This window comes from Faecalicatena contorta (assembly GCF_001404335.1).
In the GTDB taxonomy this organism is placed as follows: Bacteria; Bacillota; Clostridia; order Lachnospirales; family Lachnospiraceae; genus Faecalicatena; species Faecalicatena contortus_B.
Genome location: NZ_CYZU01000032.1, coordinates 1 through 16,697, shown reverse-complemented (window position 1 = coordinate 16,697; position 16,697 = coordinate 1). Strand labels below are relative to the sequence as shown.

The following is a 16,697-nucleotide window of genomic DNA, read 5'->3' as shown; positions in this document are numbered from 1 at the left end:
ACCTTTTTAAGTTTTCGTCAACCAGATTTTCAACATTCTCATCATTTTTTACAACAGAAGCTACCCAAACCCCAGCCAGCGCCTCACTTCGCTCTCCTAATCCCCCTTTCTCCTGACTGGTCTATTTGTCCCCAAAAACTACCAATCTTCCCCCAATCTCATCCCCTGCCCTCGTTTTCCCCCCTAGTCAAAGAACGAGTTCTTCCCTTCTGGCAGGATGAACCAGTCACCCGCAAGGCGTCCCCCCTTCCCCCAAAAAACTCGCACTCTAAATTCAGTAATGTTACAAGACCTGTTGTTTTTTTGGTCACAAATATGCTATACTTATACTATATGGACTACATGAATTATAAAAGATAAGTTGAGGTGCGACGATGAGTGAAGAATTGAGAACAGAAGAGTTACAGACAAACGATGAACCGGTTGAGACAATGGCAGATTACGAGGAACATTTTGATGATGCCAACCCATGGAACAGAGTGATGGATTATATGGAAAAGAAAACGGTTCTGCCAGTTAAGGTAGAAGGCATTGTCAATGGCGGTGCTATAGCCATGGTAGAAGGGCTGCGAGGATTTATCCCTGCATCCAAGCTTTCTCTTTCATATATTGAAGATCTTGAAACATATTTACTGAAAGACATTGAAGTCCGCGTGATTGATGTGGATCAGGCGAATAACCGCCTTGTATTGTCCGCACGTGAGATCCTGAGGGAAAAAGAACAGCAGGCACGTGCAGAACAGATTGCCAGCATTAAGACCGGCACTGTTATGGAAGGAACCGTAGAGACGCTGCAGAACTATGGGGCATTCATTAAGCTTGACAACGGGCTGTCCGGTCTTGTCCACATTTCCCAGATTTCCCAGAAGCGTATTAAAACCCCTGGCGAAGTGCTGAAAGTGGGCGACACTGTGAAAGTGAAAGTAATCGGCATCAAAGAAGGAAAGATCAGCCTGAGCATGAAAGCTCTGGAAGAACATCAGGAAGAAGTGGAAGAAAGAGTCGAGATTCCGAAGAGTGAGAACATTGGAACCAGTCTCGGAGACCTCTTCAAGAATATCAAACTTTAATAACCGCTTTTTAAAAGGCATCATCCGTATGAAGTATTCACAGCGGATGATGCCTTTTCTTTTCCGACACGCTCTAAAGTTCGATATCTTTGAGATACGGATTCTCCGTCTCGTAGAATTTTTCCTGTTCTACTGCTTCTGCGATCTTTGTATCGACTGGCATCTTGCCAAGGACAGGCAGTCCCAGGTCTGCCGCGATCTCATCGATGTGGCTCTCGCCGAAGATACTGATCTCCTTGCCGCAGTCCGGACATTTTAAATAACTGTAGTTCTCTACGATTCCCAGTACCGGAATATTCATTTGTTTCGCCATGTTGTAGGCTTTTTTCACGATCATCTGTACCAGATCCTGGGGAGAGGTCACGATTACTACGCCGTCTACCGGCAGGGACTGGAATACGGTAAGAGGAACATCACCGGTTCCCGGCGGCATATCTACAAACAGATAATCCAAATCTCCCCACATAACATCGGTCCAGAACTGTGTGACAACGCCTGCTATGACCGGCCCTCTCCAGATCACTGGCGTGTCTTCTTCCTCCAGAAGCAGATTCACGGACATAATCCTCGTCTCATCCTTTGCAATGCAGGGGAACATTCCGTCTTCACTTCCCTTTGCCATCTCGTGCACGCCATACATTTTGGGTATGGACGGCCCTGTAATGTCGGCGTCCAGAATACCTACCGTATATCCTTTTTCACGCATCATTCTGGCAAGTGAAGCGGTCACAAGAGACTTGCCCACGCCGCCCTTTCCGCTGATAACGCCGATTACTTTTTTTACCTGTGAATATGCATTTGCAGGGACCCTAAAATCTTCTTTTTTACTTTCGCATGTCCCGGCATGTGAACATCCGGAGCAGGATTGTTCACTGCAGCCATTGCTGTACTCTTCTGCCATAATACTCTACCTTCTCTTTCTTTCATGATACCAAATCCGGGCCTTTGTCCTGAACGCCGGCCCACTGTTCCTATTATACCACACTCTAAAAAAAAGTACACCCATGGGGGAAAACTAATCCAACTCCCGGGTTACGTCCTTCAGCCATTTATAGCTGCGGTACCTGATCCATGTAATGGGTACTTTAATCAGTTCATCGCTCATCAGTATGATATAGACAACGGGCACGCCACAGTGGAACACAAAGGCCGCCAGGAAACCAAAGAGTATGGAGCATCCCCACATTGTAGCGACATCCATGATCAGTCCGAACCTCGTGTCTCCGCCGGAGCGGAACGTCCCGACCACCATCGTCGTATTGAACGACTGAGCAATTACGAAATAAGACATAACAAAGAACATAAACTTCAGATAGCTCTTTGCCGCCGGTGTCAGTGAAAGAAGAGCCGCTGTTACCGGCGCTGCCACAAGAATAATCACGCCGCCGATCGCCCCCATCACCACGCTTAGAAGAAGGAAGCGGTGTGCATAGGCTTTTGCATGCTCAAACTTCTTCTCTCCTATCGTCTTGCCCAGATAGATCGCTGTCGCGCTGGACAGTCCGAATGCGACTACCGTAGCCAGCTGCCTGGCCACCTGCGCCACGGAATTGGCCGCCACCGCCGCACTGCCCATATGTCCAAGAATCGCGGTGTTCGCCGCCGTTCCAAGCCCCCACATCACCTCATTCATCACCACCGGCAGGGCATACCGGAGAAAATCCCTCACCAGCAGTCTGTCTGTCCGCATAAGATAGCGGAAACGGAACTTAATGTCCTTATTAAAGAGCCTGGCATAACCGAACACAAGTATCAGTTCCACAAACCGTGCTGCCAGCGTACCCAGCGCAGCTCCCTGTATTCCCATTGCAGGACAGCCGAGAAGTCCGAAGATAAAGATGGCATTCAGTATGACATTGCAGATCAGAGAGACCAGGTATACAACCGTTGCGACTACCACCCGTTCCACGCTGCGCATGATGAAAAGATAAACCTGGGTAATTCCCATCAAAACATAGGAAAAGGCAACAATTCTCAGATACTTTATCCCCTCGGAAATGACCGCAGGATCATTTGTAAATATCCGCATCAGAAGATCCGGGATCATCAGGGCCGCCACCGTAAATATGGCAGTGACAATAATGGCCGCTTTCATCCCCAGCCCCAGAATCTTTTCTATCGTTTTCTTGTCGCCCTTCCCCCAGTACTGTGCCGTCAGCACTGTGGCGCCGGAGGTCAGCCCAAACAGAAAAAGTACCATGATATACTGCACCTGTCCCGCCAGGGACGCTCCTGAAAGCGCCTTTTCTCCCACTCTCCCCAGCATAATTACATCGGCGGCGGTTACCCCCACATTAATCAGGTTCTGCAGGGCCATAGGAATTACAAGAGCAAAAACACTCCGATAAAACTTTCCCCAGTCAATTCCCAATCCGTCATCTCCAAATAATATTCGTTTCATGAATGTCATATAGTCCCGTACCTCTCCTCAGTCAGTAAAATTTATCGTTACCGTCTACAGGTTTGCCCGTGGGCAGTAACGCTTTTTCTTTCAATCCCAGAAAAGATGTTCTCCGCACTGCGCGGAGAACATCTTTTTTAGATTCTAACATATATTCCCAGAAAGGTACAGCCCTGTTTTTGCAGTTTATGCCCCCATCTTCTTCTTTTTGGACACTGCCATAGCAATACACAGGATAGCCGCTGCAAAAACCAGCTGGATACCAACCGCCTGCAGCACTTCTGTACGCACGCCGCCTGTAATATTTCCAAATTCCGCCAGCGTATCATTGGCTTTTTCGTACCAGTAAACCGGCAGGAACTGTGCAACTGTTATTACCCCTTTATTCAGGACATCCAGCGGTACAAAGACCCCGCACAGGAAGCACATGCCAAGCGACACCGTATTGACAATGCCGTTGAGTGCATTTGTATTATTGGTCAGCATTCCCACCAGATATGCCAGCGCCAGAACCACGAGCAGAACCGCCAGCGAGTTGAGCAGATAGTAGGGAATGGAACTGCTCTTGAGGAACGCTTTGCCATAGAGCACCAGGTTGCCCAGCATGCATACCGCCCACAACGCTCCCCCCAGCAGCCCGGCAGCCAGAAGCGCTTCCAGGTTCTGCCTCCGGTTTGACACTGCGCATGCCTGCATTCTTTTGGGGATATCTCCTTTATGGAAGGCGGATAAGATATTACCCAGCACATAGCAGAGGACACTCATCATCAAATATGGAATGTATCTGAAATAATAAGTATAACCTGGTAATTCTCCGGCGTTGCCGTTGATATCCAGCATGGTGATCTCTGCCTCCTGCCTATCCAGAGCCGCATCAACTGCATCCGATGCAGAATATCCGGCAGCATAGTAGGTCTTCACACTGTTCAGAAAACTGGTAATCTGCTGGTCTACATAGAAACTGGTGTACGAGCCGGGCACCTTCGTCACCTCCAGCTTCTCCCCGTCTTCCAGACACTCTTTTTCAAAGCCGTCGGGAATCTTTACTATATACTCTAACTCTCTGTAGAACAGGCTTTCCTGCAGCTTTTCTTTGTTATTATCTATCATGGTCAGGTTATGGAACTGTCCGAGATACTCCTTCAGCCCTTTCGCCAGAGCGCCCCCGTCCTCATCCACGATGCCTACACGTACACTTTCCGCACTGTAGCTGCCGCTCCCTGTATCTTTTGTAACAGCCTGGATCATCATCGTGATACCGAAGAAGATAGCCAGATACATCAGGATCAGCCCCACATTTGCTTTTACAATTTTCATATAACCTTTAAATACTGTCATAACGTTCCCTCCTGACTGCTAAGAATGATCCCAGGATCAGCACCACTGACATGAACGTTAAGATAAGAAGGCTGCGCCTGAATCTCACCGGATCATCATAGACATTGATACAATAGAATGCATCTGATATCAGAGCCGCCGGGTTAATGCGGTTTATAATCGGGCAGTATCTTTCTACCGTATATTTCATTTCCGAGTTCATCAGCCCTGCCAGAAAACTGCACACCATGGAGATTCCAAGAAGTATCCCTATCTTGATGCCTTCGCCAAACTTGCTGATACTGCTGATAAAGATCCCCATGGAAACACCAATCAGACAGCCTATGAATGATACGATCAGCATCTGCGGCATTTCCCCTCTGAATTCCAACTGAAGCCCATACCTCAGATATAAAAGCAGGATGATGATATTCATAAAATGCATACCAAATGAGGTCAGCATCTCTGACAGGATCAGTTTCAGTTTATGGGTTGGCGTAACGCATCTTCTGGACGCCAGAGCGGTCAGGTTGGCCTGCAGGGTGAGTGCGGAACCAAATCCGATAAAGCAGCCGTACAGGCAGCCCATTGCGATGAGCGCATAAAAGAATTGTGAGTTTCCGTCTGTTGTCTTGCCGCCCAAAGAAACCTGTTTTACCATCTCCTGATAATCGGACATCTGAGCGGCTGCATTACGGATTCCCTCCGGGTGTTCCGCTGCGATCGTCATCATCGTCTGCTTCCCGTCCAAATAGCTTTCCAGCAGGGACTGCAGGATACTTTCCCCCATTCCCACACCTCCAACGGTAAGGGCAGGGGTCTCCCCTACATAGAATATCCCGGATATTTCCTTCCCTTTCAGAGCATGGAGTGCCTTTTTTTCATCCATAGTTTCTATATGGATCAGTTTGGAATCATCCTGCTCCATCATATCCAGAAATCCCAAAAATTCCTGATCCGCAGCCTGCCCCTTCTCCTCTACAACCGCAGCTGGCACTGTCTCAAAATCAGCCTCGTCTATTTTGCCGAACGCAAAGTAAAAGAAGGTAGCCAGCAAAAGCGGAAAAAAGAAGGGCCAAAACAGCATATTAAAATTATGCAGCTTTACTTTGACATCATATTTCATTAAATGCAGCATGTGATCCCCTCCTAGTCTCTCAGCTCTTTTCCCGTGATTTCGAGGAAAACGTCATTCAGTGTCGGAAGCTCCGAGAATACCCTGCCGAATGGTATTTCATTTTCCTGTAAATAGTTCAATATACGTATCAGATTGTGTTTTGCCCCTGTGCAGCGCACTGTTAGGATCTGTTCTTCATATTTTACATCGAAAACATGGGGCAGAAGGCGGATATCCTTGATCTGATCCGAATCCAGGGCAGCTGCCTCTATGGTAACCGTTTCCCCGGTCTTAATCATGCCCTTTAGTTCTTCTTTTGTTCCAACCGCAATGCTTCTGCCATGATCCATGATAGCGATTTTGGTGCAGATCTGTTCTACCTCCTCCATGTAATGGGATGTATAGATGATGGTAGATCCCTGTCTGTTTAATTCCTGTATCCCCTCCAGAATCCGGTTTCTGCTCTGCGGGTCTACCGCTACAGTCGGCTCATCCATGATAATAAGGCGGGGTTTATGTGCAATGCCGCATGCAATATTCAGACGTCTGAGCAGGCCTCCCGAAAGCTTCTTTGGCCGCATTTTTATATAGTCCTCCAGCCCCACAAAGTGGATGGCTTCCACAACCAGCTTTTTTCTTTTCTCTCTGTCTTTCACATACAGTCCGCAGAAATAGTCGATATTTTCATAAACGGTCAGCTCATCAAAGACTGCCACATTCTGAAGGACGATTCCAATCTGCTGTTTAATACCATAATTATCCGGACTCATCTCTTCGCCGAAAATACTTACCGTGCCTTTGTCGTATTTTAAAAGTGCCAGCATACAGCTGATCGCCGTTGTTTTTCCGGATCCGTTTGGACCGAGCAGTCCGTATATCTCCCCTTCCTCTATCTCCAGATTTAAATGATCCAGTGCCACAAGTTTTCCATAACGCTTTACCAGGTTTTCTATTTTTATCATTCCAAAGCCTCCTCTGACTTTATTTTCCTTAGCCGCGCGGCGGCCTTGTTTTTTATAGTCTCAGTATACTTTCTTTTCTTTCCTTCCGGTAGTGTCATACGTCATGATCTTCATGTGACAAATGTCACCTTGTTAATATGTGCGCCCGCAGGGTGTACACATTAACAGTAGATTACTATGCGCGGCCTATGTCCGTGAATAGTAACAACAGCATAACAGTTCAGGCCTGCCAGAACTGTTCCATATTAGTTACGTATCCAGCCATTTTATGATATAATGATCGTTAGTTTGGAAAGTGTGTCTGTACATTTTCCGAACGGCGTTTGGCGGTCATGAATCTTAGATTCATGATATAATAGAAAATATAACAGACTGTGATGATTCTTCCGCACAGAAAGAGGTTCCCATGAATTTTTTCAGAGACACTGGATTATTGATTGTATTTTGCTTTTTCACTTTATTTCATGATTCACCGGATATTGTTTACGTATTTGGTTTTTTAACGGCGCTGATTTTCTGCTGCGCCGATTATTTTCTGGAGCTGAATAAGCTGCTCCTGCCCATTTTCCTCCTGTATCTGCTCGTATCCATACTGCTTCCTGAGCTGCTTTATTTTTATCCGGCATGTGCTTATGTGCTTCTGCACCATAAGCGCTATATTCCGGCCGCCGCAGGCCTCTGCCTGTATATCTGGGCATATGGCATCCGGGAAGCAGACCTGTTCCTTCTATGTCTTGGAATCTTCGGGGTGATGCTTGCCTTTCTGCTCCAAAGAAGCGCAGGAACCTATGAGCAGCTGGACAACCTGTATAAGCGGACGAGAGATGACAGTACGGAGCTGAATCTTCTTCTCACGGAAAAGAACCATGCACTGCTGGAAAAACAGGATTACGAGATCTACGCCGCCACTCTGAGGGAACGCAACCGGATTGCCCGTGAGATTCACGATAATGTCGGACATCTTCTTTCCCGCTCCATTCTCATGGTGGGGGCCCTGCGTGCCGTTCATAAGGAGCCTGCACTGTCGGAGCCGCTGGAGATCCTGGATTCTACTCTGAATTCTGCCATGAACACCATTCGCAACAGCGTGCATGACCTCCATGATGATGCCATAGACTTAGAAGAGGCGGTGAACAGCCTGCTCAAAGATTTTACAGCCTGCACGGTGTCATTTGAATATGACATGGGGCGTGACTTATCTCGGGAAATCAAGTACTCCTTTATCAGTATTACAAAAGAGGCGCTCTCCAATGTAATAAAACACAGCAATGCTACACATGTAACGATTATTATGCGTGAGCATCCGGCACTTTACCAGCTCTTAATTGAGGACAACGGAACAGCCCTTTCCCCCTCCGGTTCCGGGATCGGGCTTGTCAACATGAAAGACAGGATACAGTCCCTGAAAGGCAATATACAGATTCAGACGGACAAAGGTTTCAAAATATTTATTACCATACCAAAGGAGATTTAAAGTATGAACATTTTGATCGTAGACGATGATTTTCTCGTGGCAGGAGCCCTGAAAACGATACTTGAGACGCAGGAAGACTTTCATGTACCGGCCTGCGGAAGTGACGGAAGTGAGGCAGCCGCGCTGTTTAGGCAGCACCGGCCTGATGTTCTTCTCATGGATATCCGTATGAAAGATATGAACGGACTGGATGCTTCAGCGGAAATACTCAGAGAATTTCCGGAAGCAAGAATCTTGCTTCTTACCACATTTTCTGACGATGAATATATTATCAAAGCGCTGAAGCTGGGTGCAAAGGGGTACCTCCTGAAACAGGACTACCAAAATATCGTGCCTGCCATCCGGGCCGTGTATTCGGGCCAGACCGTGTTCGGAGATGCCATAGTATCGAAGATTCCTTCACTTCTCCAGAGGCCCCCGGCCTTTGACTACACTTCCTGTGATATCAATGACAGAGAGCTGGAAATCATCCGGCTCATAGCCGACGGGCTGAGCAATAAGGAGATTGCCTCTGCTCTGTATCTGAGCGAAGGAACTGTACGGAATTACCTGAGTTCTATTCTCGATAAACTGGAGCTGAGGGACCGGACCCAGGTTGCCGTCTTTTATTATCAGCACAAATAATGCCGGCACACAAAATAACAGCCAAAATATTATCAGCACTAAAAAGAAAGGATCTGATATTTATGCCATTACAGACTACCGATATGTCTCTTGTCCCCAACGGTCAGCTGGAACCGCTCGACATGATCAGCGGTTTTCTCGTCCGCCCTGGATTTTTTAATACTTTCGGGGCAACCATCATCCCCGGAGGGGTCAATTTTACAATTCAGTCCCATAAGGCTTATTCCTGCGAACTGCTTCTCTTCCATAGGAAAGCGGAAGAACCTTTCGCAGTGATTCCTTTTCCTGAACATTATAAGATCGGGTTTGTCTATTCTATGATTGTATTCGGGCTGGACATCGAAGATTTCGAATATGCATACAGCCTGGACGGGCCTTATGACGAGAAGAAAGGCCTCCGTTTTGATAAAACAAAGATCCTGCTGGATCCTTATGCCAGGGCCGTCACCGGCCAGAGCAAATGGGGCTGCATGAACTGCGCACAGCACGGCTACCGGGCTCGCGTTGTGCGCAACAATTTCGACTGGGGACGGGAACGCCAGCCTCAGATCCCCATGGAAGATATGATCATCTATGAGACCCACGTCAGAGGCTTTACAAAAGATGATTCCTCCCGGGTAAAACATCCCGGCACTTTCCGGGGGCTGGAAGAAAAAATTCCATACCTGAAGCAGCTCGGCATCAATACCGTGGAGCTGATGCCTATCTTTGAGTTCGATGAGATGCGCGATGCCCGGCTGCTGGACAATAATCAGCTGCTGGACTACTGGGGCTACAATCCGGTCAGCTTCTTCGCCCCAAACACCAGTTACGCCTCTTCCGTGGAATATAACCAGGAGGGCAGGGAACTCAAGGAACTGATCAAAGCCCTGCACGATAACGGCATTGATGTGATTCTGGATGTTGTATTCAATCACACGGCCGAGGGTAATGAATACGGCCCCTGCTTTTGTTTCAAAGGGTTTGATAATCATATCTACTACATGCTGACCCCCGATGGTTATTACTATAACTTCAGCGGCTGCGGTAATACACTGAACTGCAACCACCCGGTCGTCCAGCAGCTGATCCTGGACTGCCTGCGCTACTGGGTGACGGATTACCGGGTTGACGGATTCCGCTTCGACCTGGCGTCCATCCTCGGCCGCAGCGACGACGGCTCCCCCATGAGCCAGCCTCCGCTGCTGCGCAGCCTTGCCTTCGACCCCATTCTTGGCAATGTAAAGCTGATCGCAGAGGCCTGGGATGCGGGCGGGTTATACCAGGTAGGATCCTTCCCATCCTGGAAGCGCTGGGCGGAATGGAACGGCAAATACCGGGATGACCTCCGCAGATTCTTAAAAGGAGATGCCGGCATGGCCAGAGCCGCCGCCATGAGAATCCTGGGTTCGCCTGATCTATATGATCCGGATTCCAGAGGCCTGAATGCCTCTGTCAACTTCCTGACCTGCCATGACGGCTTCACTCTCTACGACCTGTACTCCTACAATCAGAAGCACAACGAAGCCAACGGCTGGGACAATACCGACGGAACGGATGACAACAACAGCTGGAACTGCGGTGTAGAAGGCGATACCGGCAATCCTGAAGTCAATACACTCCGCTTCCGCATGATCTGCAACGCCTGTGCGGTCTTAATGTGCAGCAGAGGAACCCCCATGTTCCTCGCCGGAGACGAGTTCGGGGATACCCGTTTTGGCAACAACAACCCCTACTGCCAGGACAATCTCATCTCCTGGCTGGACTGGCGTCTCTTAGAAAAAAACAAAGATCTCTTCCAGTTTTTCCGCTACATGACCGCCTTTCGGAGAAGCCATCCCGCAATCCGAAAAAACCTGGCTCCCAGCCGTACAGGTTTCCCCTGCACCAGTGAACACGGCCTGACCCCCTGGGCACCAGACTACACTCCCGAATCCAGGACCATAGGAATCATGTTCGCCGGATACGACGAAGAAACCAAAAAAGAAGATATCGTATACCTGGCAGTGAACCCCTACTGGCGAACACTAGAGCTAACCCTCCCCGAACTCCCGCCGGATTACAGCTGGCACATAGCAGTAAACACCGGCGATTCGTCACAAATGCTTTACGACGAAAACACTGCCCCCAAGGCAACTGGAACCATACTCCTGGGAGGCCGCTCAATCATCTGCCTGACAGCCGTTTCCCCATCCCGCAGCGTACCTCCCGCCTTGGACGCCCCAGCTTAGTGAAACCTCGGAACGGCCGTCCTCCCGGGAATCGGATATAGGGGCAGTCGGAAGCGTCTTTTGGCTGTTAGTTGGAGTTAAGGAAAAGAGAAGAAAAACCAGGGTGATTCTTGTGATCACAAATCACAAGAATCCCTGGCCCCAGCGCGAGAAGTCATCAAGGCTTCTCGTGATGTGGCCAGGTTGCCCTGGTTTTTCTTCTCTTTTGCTTTACTCCAGCTTACAGTCAAAACCCGTCTCTCCGACTGCGCCTATATCCGATTCCCGGGGGGACGGCCGTTCCGAGGTTTCACTAAGCGTCCCTTCGCTAAGCGCCCTCTCCTTCACTCATCCACCGCATCCTTCACTTTCCCTCTGAACCCTTTTTTCTTCCCCTTTTGAGGTTTGCTTTCCTCTTCCGGTTCCACATTCTGGTTCAGTGAATTCCCCGATAATTTATCAAACTGCTTCAATGCTTCCTTTGCCTCCGGGCTAAGTTTTTCCGGAGTCTGGATGACCAATGTTACATAATGGTCTCCCCGCACCTGAGAATTACGAAGGGACGGAACACCTTTTCCTTTTAAGCGCACTTTTGTATCTGTCTTGGTGCCTGCTTTTACGGTATATAAAACGTCTCCGTCCACGGTAGGAACTCTGATATCCCCCCCCAGCGCTGCCTGTGCAAATGTAATCGGTACGGTTGAAAAGATATGCATATCCTGCCTCTGGAAGATCGGATGTCTGCTTACATTTACTTCTACCAGCAAATCGCCTCTCGGTCCGCCGTTAACCCCCGGCTCGCCCTTTTCCCGTAAACGTACGCTCTGCCCGCTGTCTATGCCGGCAGGCACAATGACTGAAATATGCTTTTTACTGGATGTGTATCCCGTTCCGGAACAAGACGGACACTTTTCCTTAATAACTTTTCCGGAACCGCCGCAGTTCGGACAGGTCTGGACATTCTGTACTGTGCCGAAGAAGGACTGGGATGTGTAGACCACCTGGCCTTTTCCTCCGCACTTCGGGCAAGTCTCAGGAGATGTGCCCGGTTTTGCCCCTGTTCCGTTGCATGCTGTACATGGATCTTTTAATGCAACGTCCAATTCCTTTTCACATCCAAAGACTGCTTCCTCGAATGTGATTCTAATACTCTTGCGGATATTTGCCCCCTTCATCGGACCGTTGCTGGCCCTGCCGCCTCTGCGTCCGCCTCCGCCAAACAAATCTCCGAAAATATCGCCAAATATATCACTGAAATCAGCACCGTTAAAATCAAATCCGCCGAAGCCGCCTGCTCCGCCGGCCCCACCTTCAAATGCTGCGTGTCCAAACTGGTCATACTGGCGGCGTTTATCAGGGTCGCTAAGTACTGCATACGCTTCCGATGCCTCTTTGAACCTTTTTTCGGCCTCGGCATCTCCGGGATTCATATCCGGATGGTACTTTTTGGCCAGAACTCGGTATGCCTTTTTAATTGCCGCGTCATCTGCATCCCTGCCTACGCCAAGCACCTCGTAATAATCTCTTTTTGACTCTGCCATAACACTCTACCCTTTCATCTGTCTGCTTAATTCTGTCAACAAAGAAATTCTACGAGGCCGCATTTCGCGGCTTCGTAGAACCTTTCTGCCAACGGATTTTATACTTCTTTATAATCCCCGTCTACTACATCATCTCCCTGGTAGCCTTCCGGCGCCGGACCTGCTTCCGGTCCCGGTCCCTCTGAGAAGCCTGCTCCTGCTCCAGCGCCAGCTCCTGCCTGCTCATACATCTTTGTAAATAACTTCTGAGCGCTTTCCATCAGCTTATCCTTAGCTGCCTTGATCTCAGCAACCTGAGCGTCTGAAGTATCTTCCGGAGTAGATTTTGCAAGGATATCTTTCAATGCCTGGCAGTCAGCCTCTACGGCTGCTTTGTCTGTAGCATCCAGTTTGTCGCCTACTTCCTGAATTGCTTTTTCGGTCTGGAATACCATACTGTCGGCTTCATTTCTGGTGTCAATCGCCTCTTTACGTTTCTTATCCTGGCTCTCGAATTCAGCAGCTTCCTTAACCGCCTTCTGGATGTCATCATCTGACATGTTGGAGCCCGCAGTAATTGTGATGTGCTGCTCTTTGCCTGTTCCGAGGTCTTTCGCTGATACATTTACGATACCGTTTGCATCGATATCGAATGTTACTTCGATCTGCGGGATTCCACGCGGAGCCGGCGGAATTCCATCCAGTCTGAACTGTCCGAGGGACTTGTTGTCTCTTGCGAACTGTCTTTCTCCCTGTACAACATTGATATCAACTGCTGTTTGATTATCTGCTGCCGTGGAGAAGATCTGGCTCTTCTTTGTAGGAATCGTTGTGTTTCTTTCGATCAGTCTTGTTGCCACGCCGCCCATTGTCTCGATAGAAAGTGACAGTGGTGTAACATCCAGCAGAAGGATATCGCCTGCGCCTGCGTCTCCGGCCAGCTTACCGCCCTGTACAGAAGCGCCGAGTGCAACACACTCGTCCGGGTTCAGAGACTTGCTTGGCTCTTTGCCTGTCAGACGTTTTACTTCTTCCTGAACTGCAGGAATACGTGTGGAACCACCAACCAGCAGTACCTGGCCCAGCTCAGATGCGGAGATGCCTGCATCTGACAGCGCACGTCTTACCGGTTCCGCTGTCTTTTCAACAAGATCATGTGTCAGTTCATCGAACTTCGCTCTTGTCAGGTTCATATCGAAATGCTTCGGTCCTTCGGATGTAGCTGTGATGAACGGAAGGTTGATGTTGGTTGTTGTTGCAGATGAAAGCTCTTTTTTTGCCTTCTCAGCGGCTTCTTTCAGTCTCTGAAGAGCCATCTTATCCCCGGATAAGTCTACGCCCTCTTTTGCCTTGAAGTCAGCCAGCATATAATCAGTAATCTTCTGGTCAAAATCGTCTCCGCCGAGTCTGTTATTTCCTGCTGTAGATAATACTTCGATAACTCCGTCGCCGATTTCAATGATTGATACGTCGAAAGTACCGCCGCCAAGATCGTATACCATGATCTTCTGCTCTTTTTCATTGTCCAGGCCATATGCAAGCGCTGCTGCTGTAGGCTCGTTGATGATACGCTTCACGTCCAGCCCTGCGATCTTACCTGCGTCCTTTGTTGCCTGGCGCTGAGCATCGTTAAAGTAAGCCGGTACAGTGATAACTGCTTCCGTTACTTTTTCACCAAGGTATCCTTCTGCATCCGCTTTCATTTTCTGAAGAATCATAGCAGAAATCTCCTGAGGAGAATACTTTTTGTCATCGATTGTTACTTTATAATCGGTTCCCATCTCTCTTTTAATGGAAGAGATTGTTTTGTCTGCATTCGTTACTGCCTGACGTTTTGCAGGCTCTCCCACAAGACGCTCTCCTGTCTTTGTAAATGCTACTACGGACGGAGTTGTTCTTGCCCCCTCTGTATTTGCGATGACAGTCGGCTGTCCACCTTCCATAACAGCTACGCAGCTGTTTGTTGTACCTAAGTCAATACCAATTATTTTGCCCATAATCATTTCCTCCTAAAATATTTTGATTTTGAATGAGAAATTAGTTTGCTACTTTTACCATACTATGTCTTACTACACTGTCGCGGTATGTGTAGCCTTTTTGGAACTCCTCGGCTACGATATTTTCGCCAAGTTCTTCATCCTCCACATGCATGACTGCATTATGGAAGTCCGGGTTAAATTCATTTCCAACCGCCTCGATCGGTTTCACACCGACCTCTTCTAGTGTAGTCATCAGCTGTTTATAAATCTTTTCCATTCCCTCTGCAAAAGGATTGGACTGTTCTTCCTCCGGCACAGCTGCCAGGCCGCGTTCAAAATTATCCACGACCGGAAGAATCTTTTCTATGATATCTTTCGCACCTATCTCGTACATCTGGGATTTCTCCTTTTCCGTACGCTTGCGGAAGTTATCAAACTCTGCCATTTGACGGGTAAGCCTGTCAGTCAGTTCTTCGATCTTCTCGTCTTTTTTATCTTTTTTATTCTTTCTGCCGAAGCGCTTCTTTTCTTTACCGGATTTGTCTTCTTCATCCTCAGCCGTATCCGGTTCTTCATTCTCTTCGGCTTCTTCGGCATCCTCACCGTTGTCTGTGCACTCTGTTTCTTCCTGTACATCCTCACAGGCTTCCGGCCCGGCTTCGGACTCAGACTGGTTTTCGTCTCTTTCTTTTTCCGCTTCCTTTGCGGCCTTAGCCTTGGCTTCCTCTACGGCTTCTCTTACCATATCTTCTTTGCTCATCTTCTCTTCCACCAGCTATTCACCTTCCTATTCTTTTGGGTCTTTGTAATAAATTGCATCCAACTCATTCTGCAGAGTCTTCAGCGTCTTCATGACATGTTCATAATCCATACGCTTTGGACCTATGATACCTATAGTACCCTTCATGCCTTCGCCCAATTCGTAGGTTGCTGTCACAACACTGCAGTCTTTCATGGTCTTCACCGGTGCTTCATCTCCAATGTATACCTGAATTCCATGATTATCTTCACTGGCCAGTGTCTCGGTAACGAGATCGGCCAATTGCTGCTTTTCTTCAAATGCACTGATAATTTCCTGTGCGCTCTGCTTATCGCTAAGCTCCGGATACTTAAAAATATTCGTGGCACCGCTGGTATAAATCTCCATATCCTCATCCACATGGATGATCTCTGCCACAGCATCCAGAACATCACTGATCACCTGGCTGTGAATCCCAGCCTGTTCCTTCAGCCTTGCGATCAGGCCGAGGTTAATCTCTTCTATGGACATCCCGTTCAGGGTCGTATTCAGCAGCATATTCAGCTTCAGCAGAGTCTCACTACTTAAAGTTTCACCGACATCAATAATTTTATTCTTGATGACGTTGCCGCCCATCACGATCACTGCCACAATCTGTTCTTCATCCACCTGTGAAAGCTGGATAAACTTCAATGTGTTCCTGCTGTTGACCGGGGCCGAAACCATAGTCGCATAATTTGTATTCGCTGCTAGAACTTTGGCTGCCTGCTGCAATATCTTGTCAACTTTGTCTGTCTTTTCAAGCATTGTGTTCCTCAGTTCCGTGATCTCCTGCTCTTTCTCCTCCATCAGCATATCCACATACAGCCGATAGCCTTTGTCTGAAGGAATGCGCCCTGCAGATGTGTGGGGCTGGAATATGTATCCCAGATCCTCCAGATCTGCCATCTCGTTTCGAATAGTAGCTGAACTCAGATTCAATTCCGTATATTTCGAAAGGGTTCTGGAACCTACCGGTTCGCCCGTCTCCAGATAATTCCGGATAATTGCTTTTAAAATCACTAGCTTCCTGTCAGTCATTTCAGTAACTGCTGCCATATCCGGACCCTCCTTTTTGATTCAGCCTTTTTACTTATTAGCACTCTTTAGTTTTGAGTGCTAATACCTTACGTATACTAAGATAGCACCATGGATAATTTTTGTCAACAGTCTTTATATATTTTTTATACAAAATCGGGATTTAGTCGGCTAGCTTTAGCCTAGTCGACGGATGGGGACGCTTTATGACAGGGAGGCCGGGGAGGT

Annotated in this window: 13 protein-coding genes; 4 read left to right on the top strand and 9 right to left on the bottom strand. The window is 48.2% G+C overall.

The annotated features are described in order from the left end of the window. Positions 1-374: 374 nt before the first annotated feature. Entirely contained in the window at positions 375-1,070 is a 696-nt protein-coding gene (locus ARB69_RS15625; protein ID WP_050639956.1) for a S1 RNA-binding domain-containing protein, read from the top strand. Between the two features lie 73 nt (positions 1,071-1,143). Here ARB69_RS15625 and ARB69_RS15620 read toward each other — a convergent pair whose 3' ends face one another. From ARB69_RS15620 to ARB69_RS15600, 5 genes are all read right to left on the bottom strand, one after another. Beyond that, positions 1,144-1,971, bottom strand: coding sequence for an Mrp/NBP35 family ATP-binding protein (locus ARB69_RS15620; protein WP_050639955.1), 828 nt, complete (start codon positions 1,969-1,971; stop codon positions 1,144-1,146). A gap of 114 nt (positions 1,972-2,085) precedes the next feature. Next, the gene (locus ARB69_RS15615; RefSeq protein ID WP_050639954.1) at positions 2,086-3,480 is read right to left on the bottom strand and encodes an MATE family efflux transporter; all 1,395 of its coding nucleotides are present in this window, start codon (positions 3,478-3,480) and stop codon (positions 2,086-2,088) included. A 177-nt stretch (positions 3,481-3,657) separates the two neighbouring features. Next, complete coding sequence (locus tag ARB69_RS15610) at positions 3,658-4,809, bottom strand: ABC transporter permease (protein WP_050639953.1); 1,152 nt, start codon at positions 4,807-4,809, stop codon at positions 3,658-3,660. Continuing rightward, on the bottom strand, positions 4,796-5,926 hold the full coding sequence (locus ARB69_RS15605; RefSeq protein ID WP_055154138.1) for an ABC transporter permease: 1,131 nt from the start codon (positions 5,924-5,926) through the stop codon (positions 4,796-4,798). Before ARB69_RS15605 ends, ARB69_RS15610 begins: the two co-directional genes overlap by 14 nt. 11 nt (positions 5,927-5,937) lie before the next feature. Next, positions 5,938-6,867, bottom strand: coding sequence for an ABC transporter ATP-binding protein (locus ARB69_RS15600; RefSeq protein WP_050639951.1), 930 nt, complete (start codon positions 6,865-6,867; stop codon positions 5,938-5,940). Positions 6,868-7,273: 406 nt separating this feature from the next. Here ARB69_RS15600 and ARB69_RS15595 point away from each other — a divergent pair, with 406 nt between their 5' ends. The 3 genes from ARB69_RS15595 to glgX all read left to right on the top strand — a co-directional run bounded on the left by ARB69_RS15595 (position 7,274) and on the right by glgX (position 11,175). Continuing rightward, positions 7,274-8,341, top strand: coding sequence for a sensor histidine kinase (locus ARB69_RS15595; RefSeq protein ID WP_055154136.1), 1,068 nt, complete (start codon positions 7,274-7,276; stop codon positions 8,339-8,341). 3 nt (positions 8,342-8,344) lie between these two features. Continuing rightward, positions 8,345-8,965: a response regulator gene (locus ARB69_RS15590; protein ID WP_055154134.1), complete on the top strand. Its 621-nt coding sequence runs from the start codon at positions 8,345-8,347 to the stop codon at positions 8,963-8,965. 62 nt (positions 8,966-9,027) lie between these two features. Then, positions 9,028-11,175, top strand: coding sequence for a glycogen debranching protein GlgX (gene glgX / locus ARB69_RS15585; protein WP_055154176.1), 2,148 nt, complete (start codon positions 9,028-9,030; stop codon positions 11,173-11,175). A 323-nt stretch (positions 11,176-11,498) separates the two neighbouring features. Here the strand turns inward: glgX and dnaJ are convergent, their stop codons facing one another. The 4 genes from dnaJ to hrcA form a co-directional block, all read right to left on the bottom strand. Beyond that, positions 11,499-12,695, bottom strand: a complete 1,197-nt coding sequence (gene dnaJ / locus ARB69_RS15580; protein ID WP_050639948.1) for a molecular chaperone DnaJ — start codon at positions 12,693-12,695, stop codon at positions 11,499-11,501. A 98-nt stretch (positions 12,696-12,793) separates the two neighbouring features. Then, the gene (gene dnaK / locus ARB69_RS15575; RefSeq protein WP_050639947.1) at positions 12,794-14,671 is read right to left on the bottom strand and encodes a molecular chaperone DnaK; all 1,878 of its coding nucleotides are present in this window, start codon (positions 14,669-14,671) and stop codon (positions 12,794-12,796) included. A 40-nt stretch (positions 14,672-14,711) separates the two neighbouring features. Next, positions 14,712-15,413, bottom strand: coding sequence for a nucleotide exchange factor GrpE (gene grpE, locus ARB69_RS15570; RefSeq protein ID WP_055154174.1), 702 nt, complete (start codon positions 15,411-15,413; stop codon positions 14,712-14,714). A 27-nt stretch (positions 15,414-15,440) separates the two neighbouring features. Beyond that, positions 15,441-16,490: a heat-inducible transcriptional repressor HrcA gene (hrcA, locus tag ARB69_RS15565; protein WP_050639946.1), complete on the bottom strand. Its 1,050-nt coding sequence runs from the start codon at positions 16,488-16,490 to the stop codon at positions 15,441-15,443. Positions 16,491-16,697 lie beyond the last annotated feature (207 nt).

Bases quoted from the DNA above. Each gene is read 5' to 3' on its own strand.
- ARB69_RS15625 (WP_050639956.1), top strand. From the start codon at position 375: ATGAGTGAAGAATTGAGAACAGAAGAGTTACAGACAAACGATGAACCG.
- ARB69_RS15620 (WP_050639955.1), bottom strand. From the start codon at position 1,971: ATGGCAGAAGAGTACAGCAATGGCTGCAGTGAACAATCCTGCTCCGGA.
- ARB69_RS15615 (WP_050639954.1), bottom strand. From the start codon at position 3,480: ATGACATTCATGAAACGAATATTATTTGGAGATGACGGATTGGGAATT.
- ARB69_RS15610 (WP_050639953.1), bottom strand. From the start codon at position 4,809: ATGACAGTATTTAAAGGTTATATGAAAATTGTAAAAGCAAATGTGGGG.
- ARB69_RS15605 (WP_055154138.1), bottom strand. From the start codon at position 5,926: ATGCTGCATTTAATGAAATATGATGTCAAAGTAAAGCTGCATAATTTT.
- ARB69_RS15600 (WP_050639951.1), bottom strand. From the start codon at position 6,867: ATGATAAAAATAGAAAACCTGGTAAAGCGTTATGGAAAACTTGTGGCA.
- ARB69_RS15595 (WP_055154136.1), top strand. From the start codon at position 7,274: ATGAATTTTTTCAGAGACACTGGATTATTGATTGTATTTTGCTTTTTC.
- ARB69_RS15590 (WP_055154134.1), top strand. From the start codon at position 8,345: ATGAACATTTTGATCGTAGACGATGATTTTCTCGTGGCAGGAGCCCTG.
- glgX (WP_055154176.1), top strand. From the start codon at position 9,028: ATGCCATTACAGACTACCGATATGTCTCTTGTCCCCAACGGTCAGCTG.
- dnaJ (WP_050639948.1), bottom strand. From the start codon at position 12,695: ATGGCAGAGTCAAAAAGAGATTATTACGAGGTGCTTGGCGTAGGCAGG.
- dnaK (WP_050639947.1), bottom strand. From the start codon at position 14,671: ATGGGCAAAATAATTGGTATTGACTTAGGTACAACAAACAGCTGCGTA.
- grpE (WP_055154174.1), bottom strand. From the start codon at position 15,413: ATGAGCAAAGAAGATATGGTAAGAGAAGCCGTAGAGGAAGCCAAGGCT.
- hrcA (WP_050639946.1), bottom strand. From the start codon at position 16,490: ATGGCAGCAGTTACTGAAATGACTGACAGGAAGCTAGTGATTTTAAAA.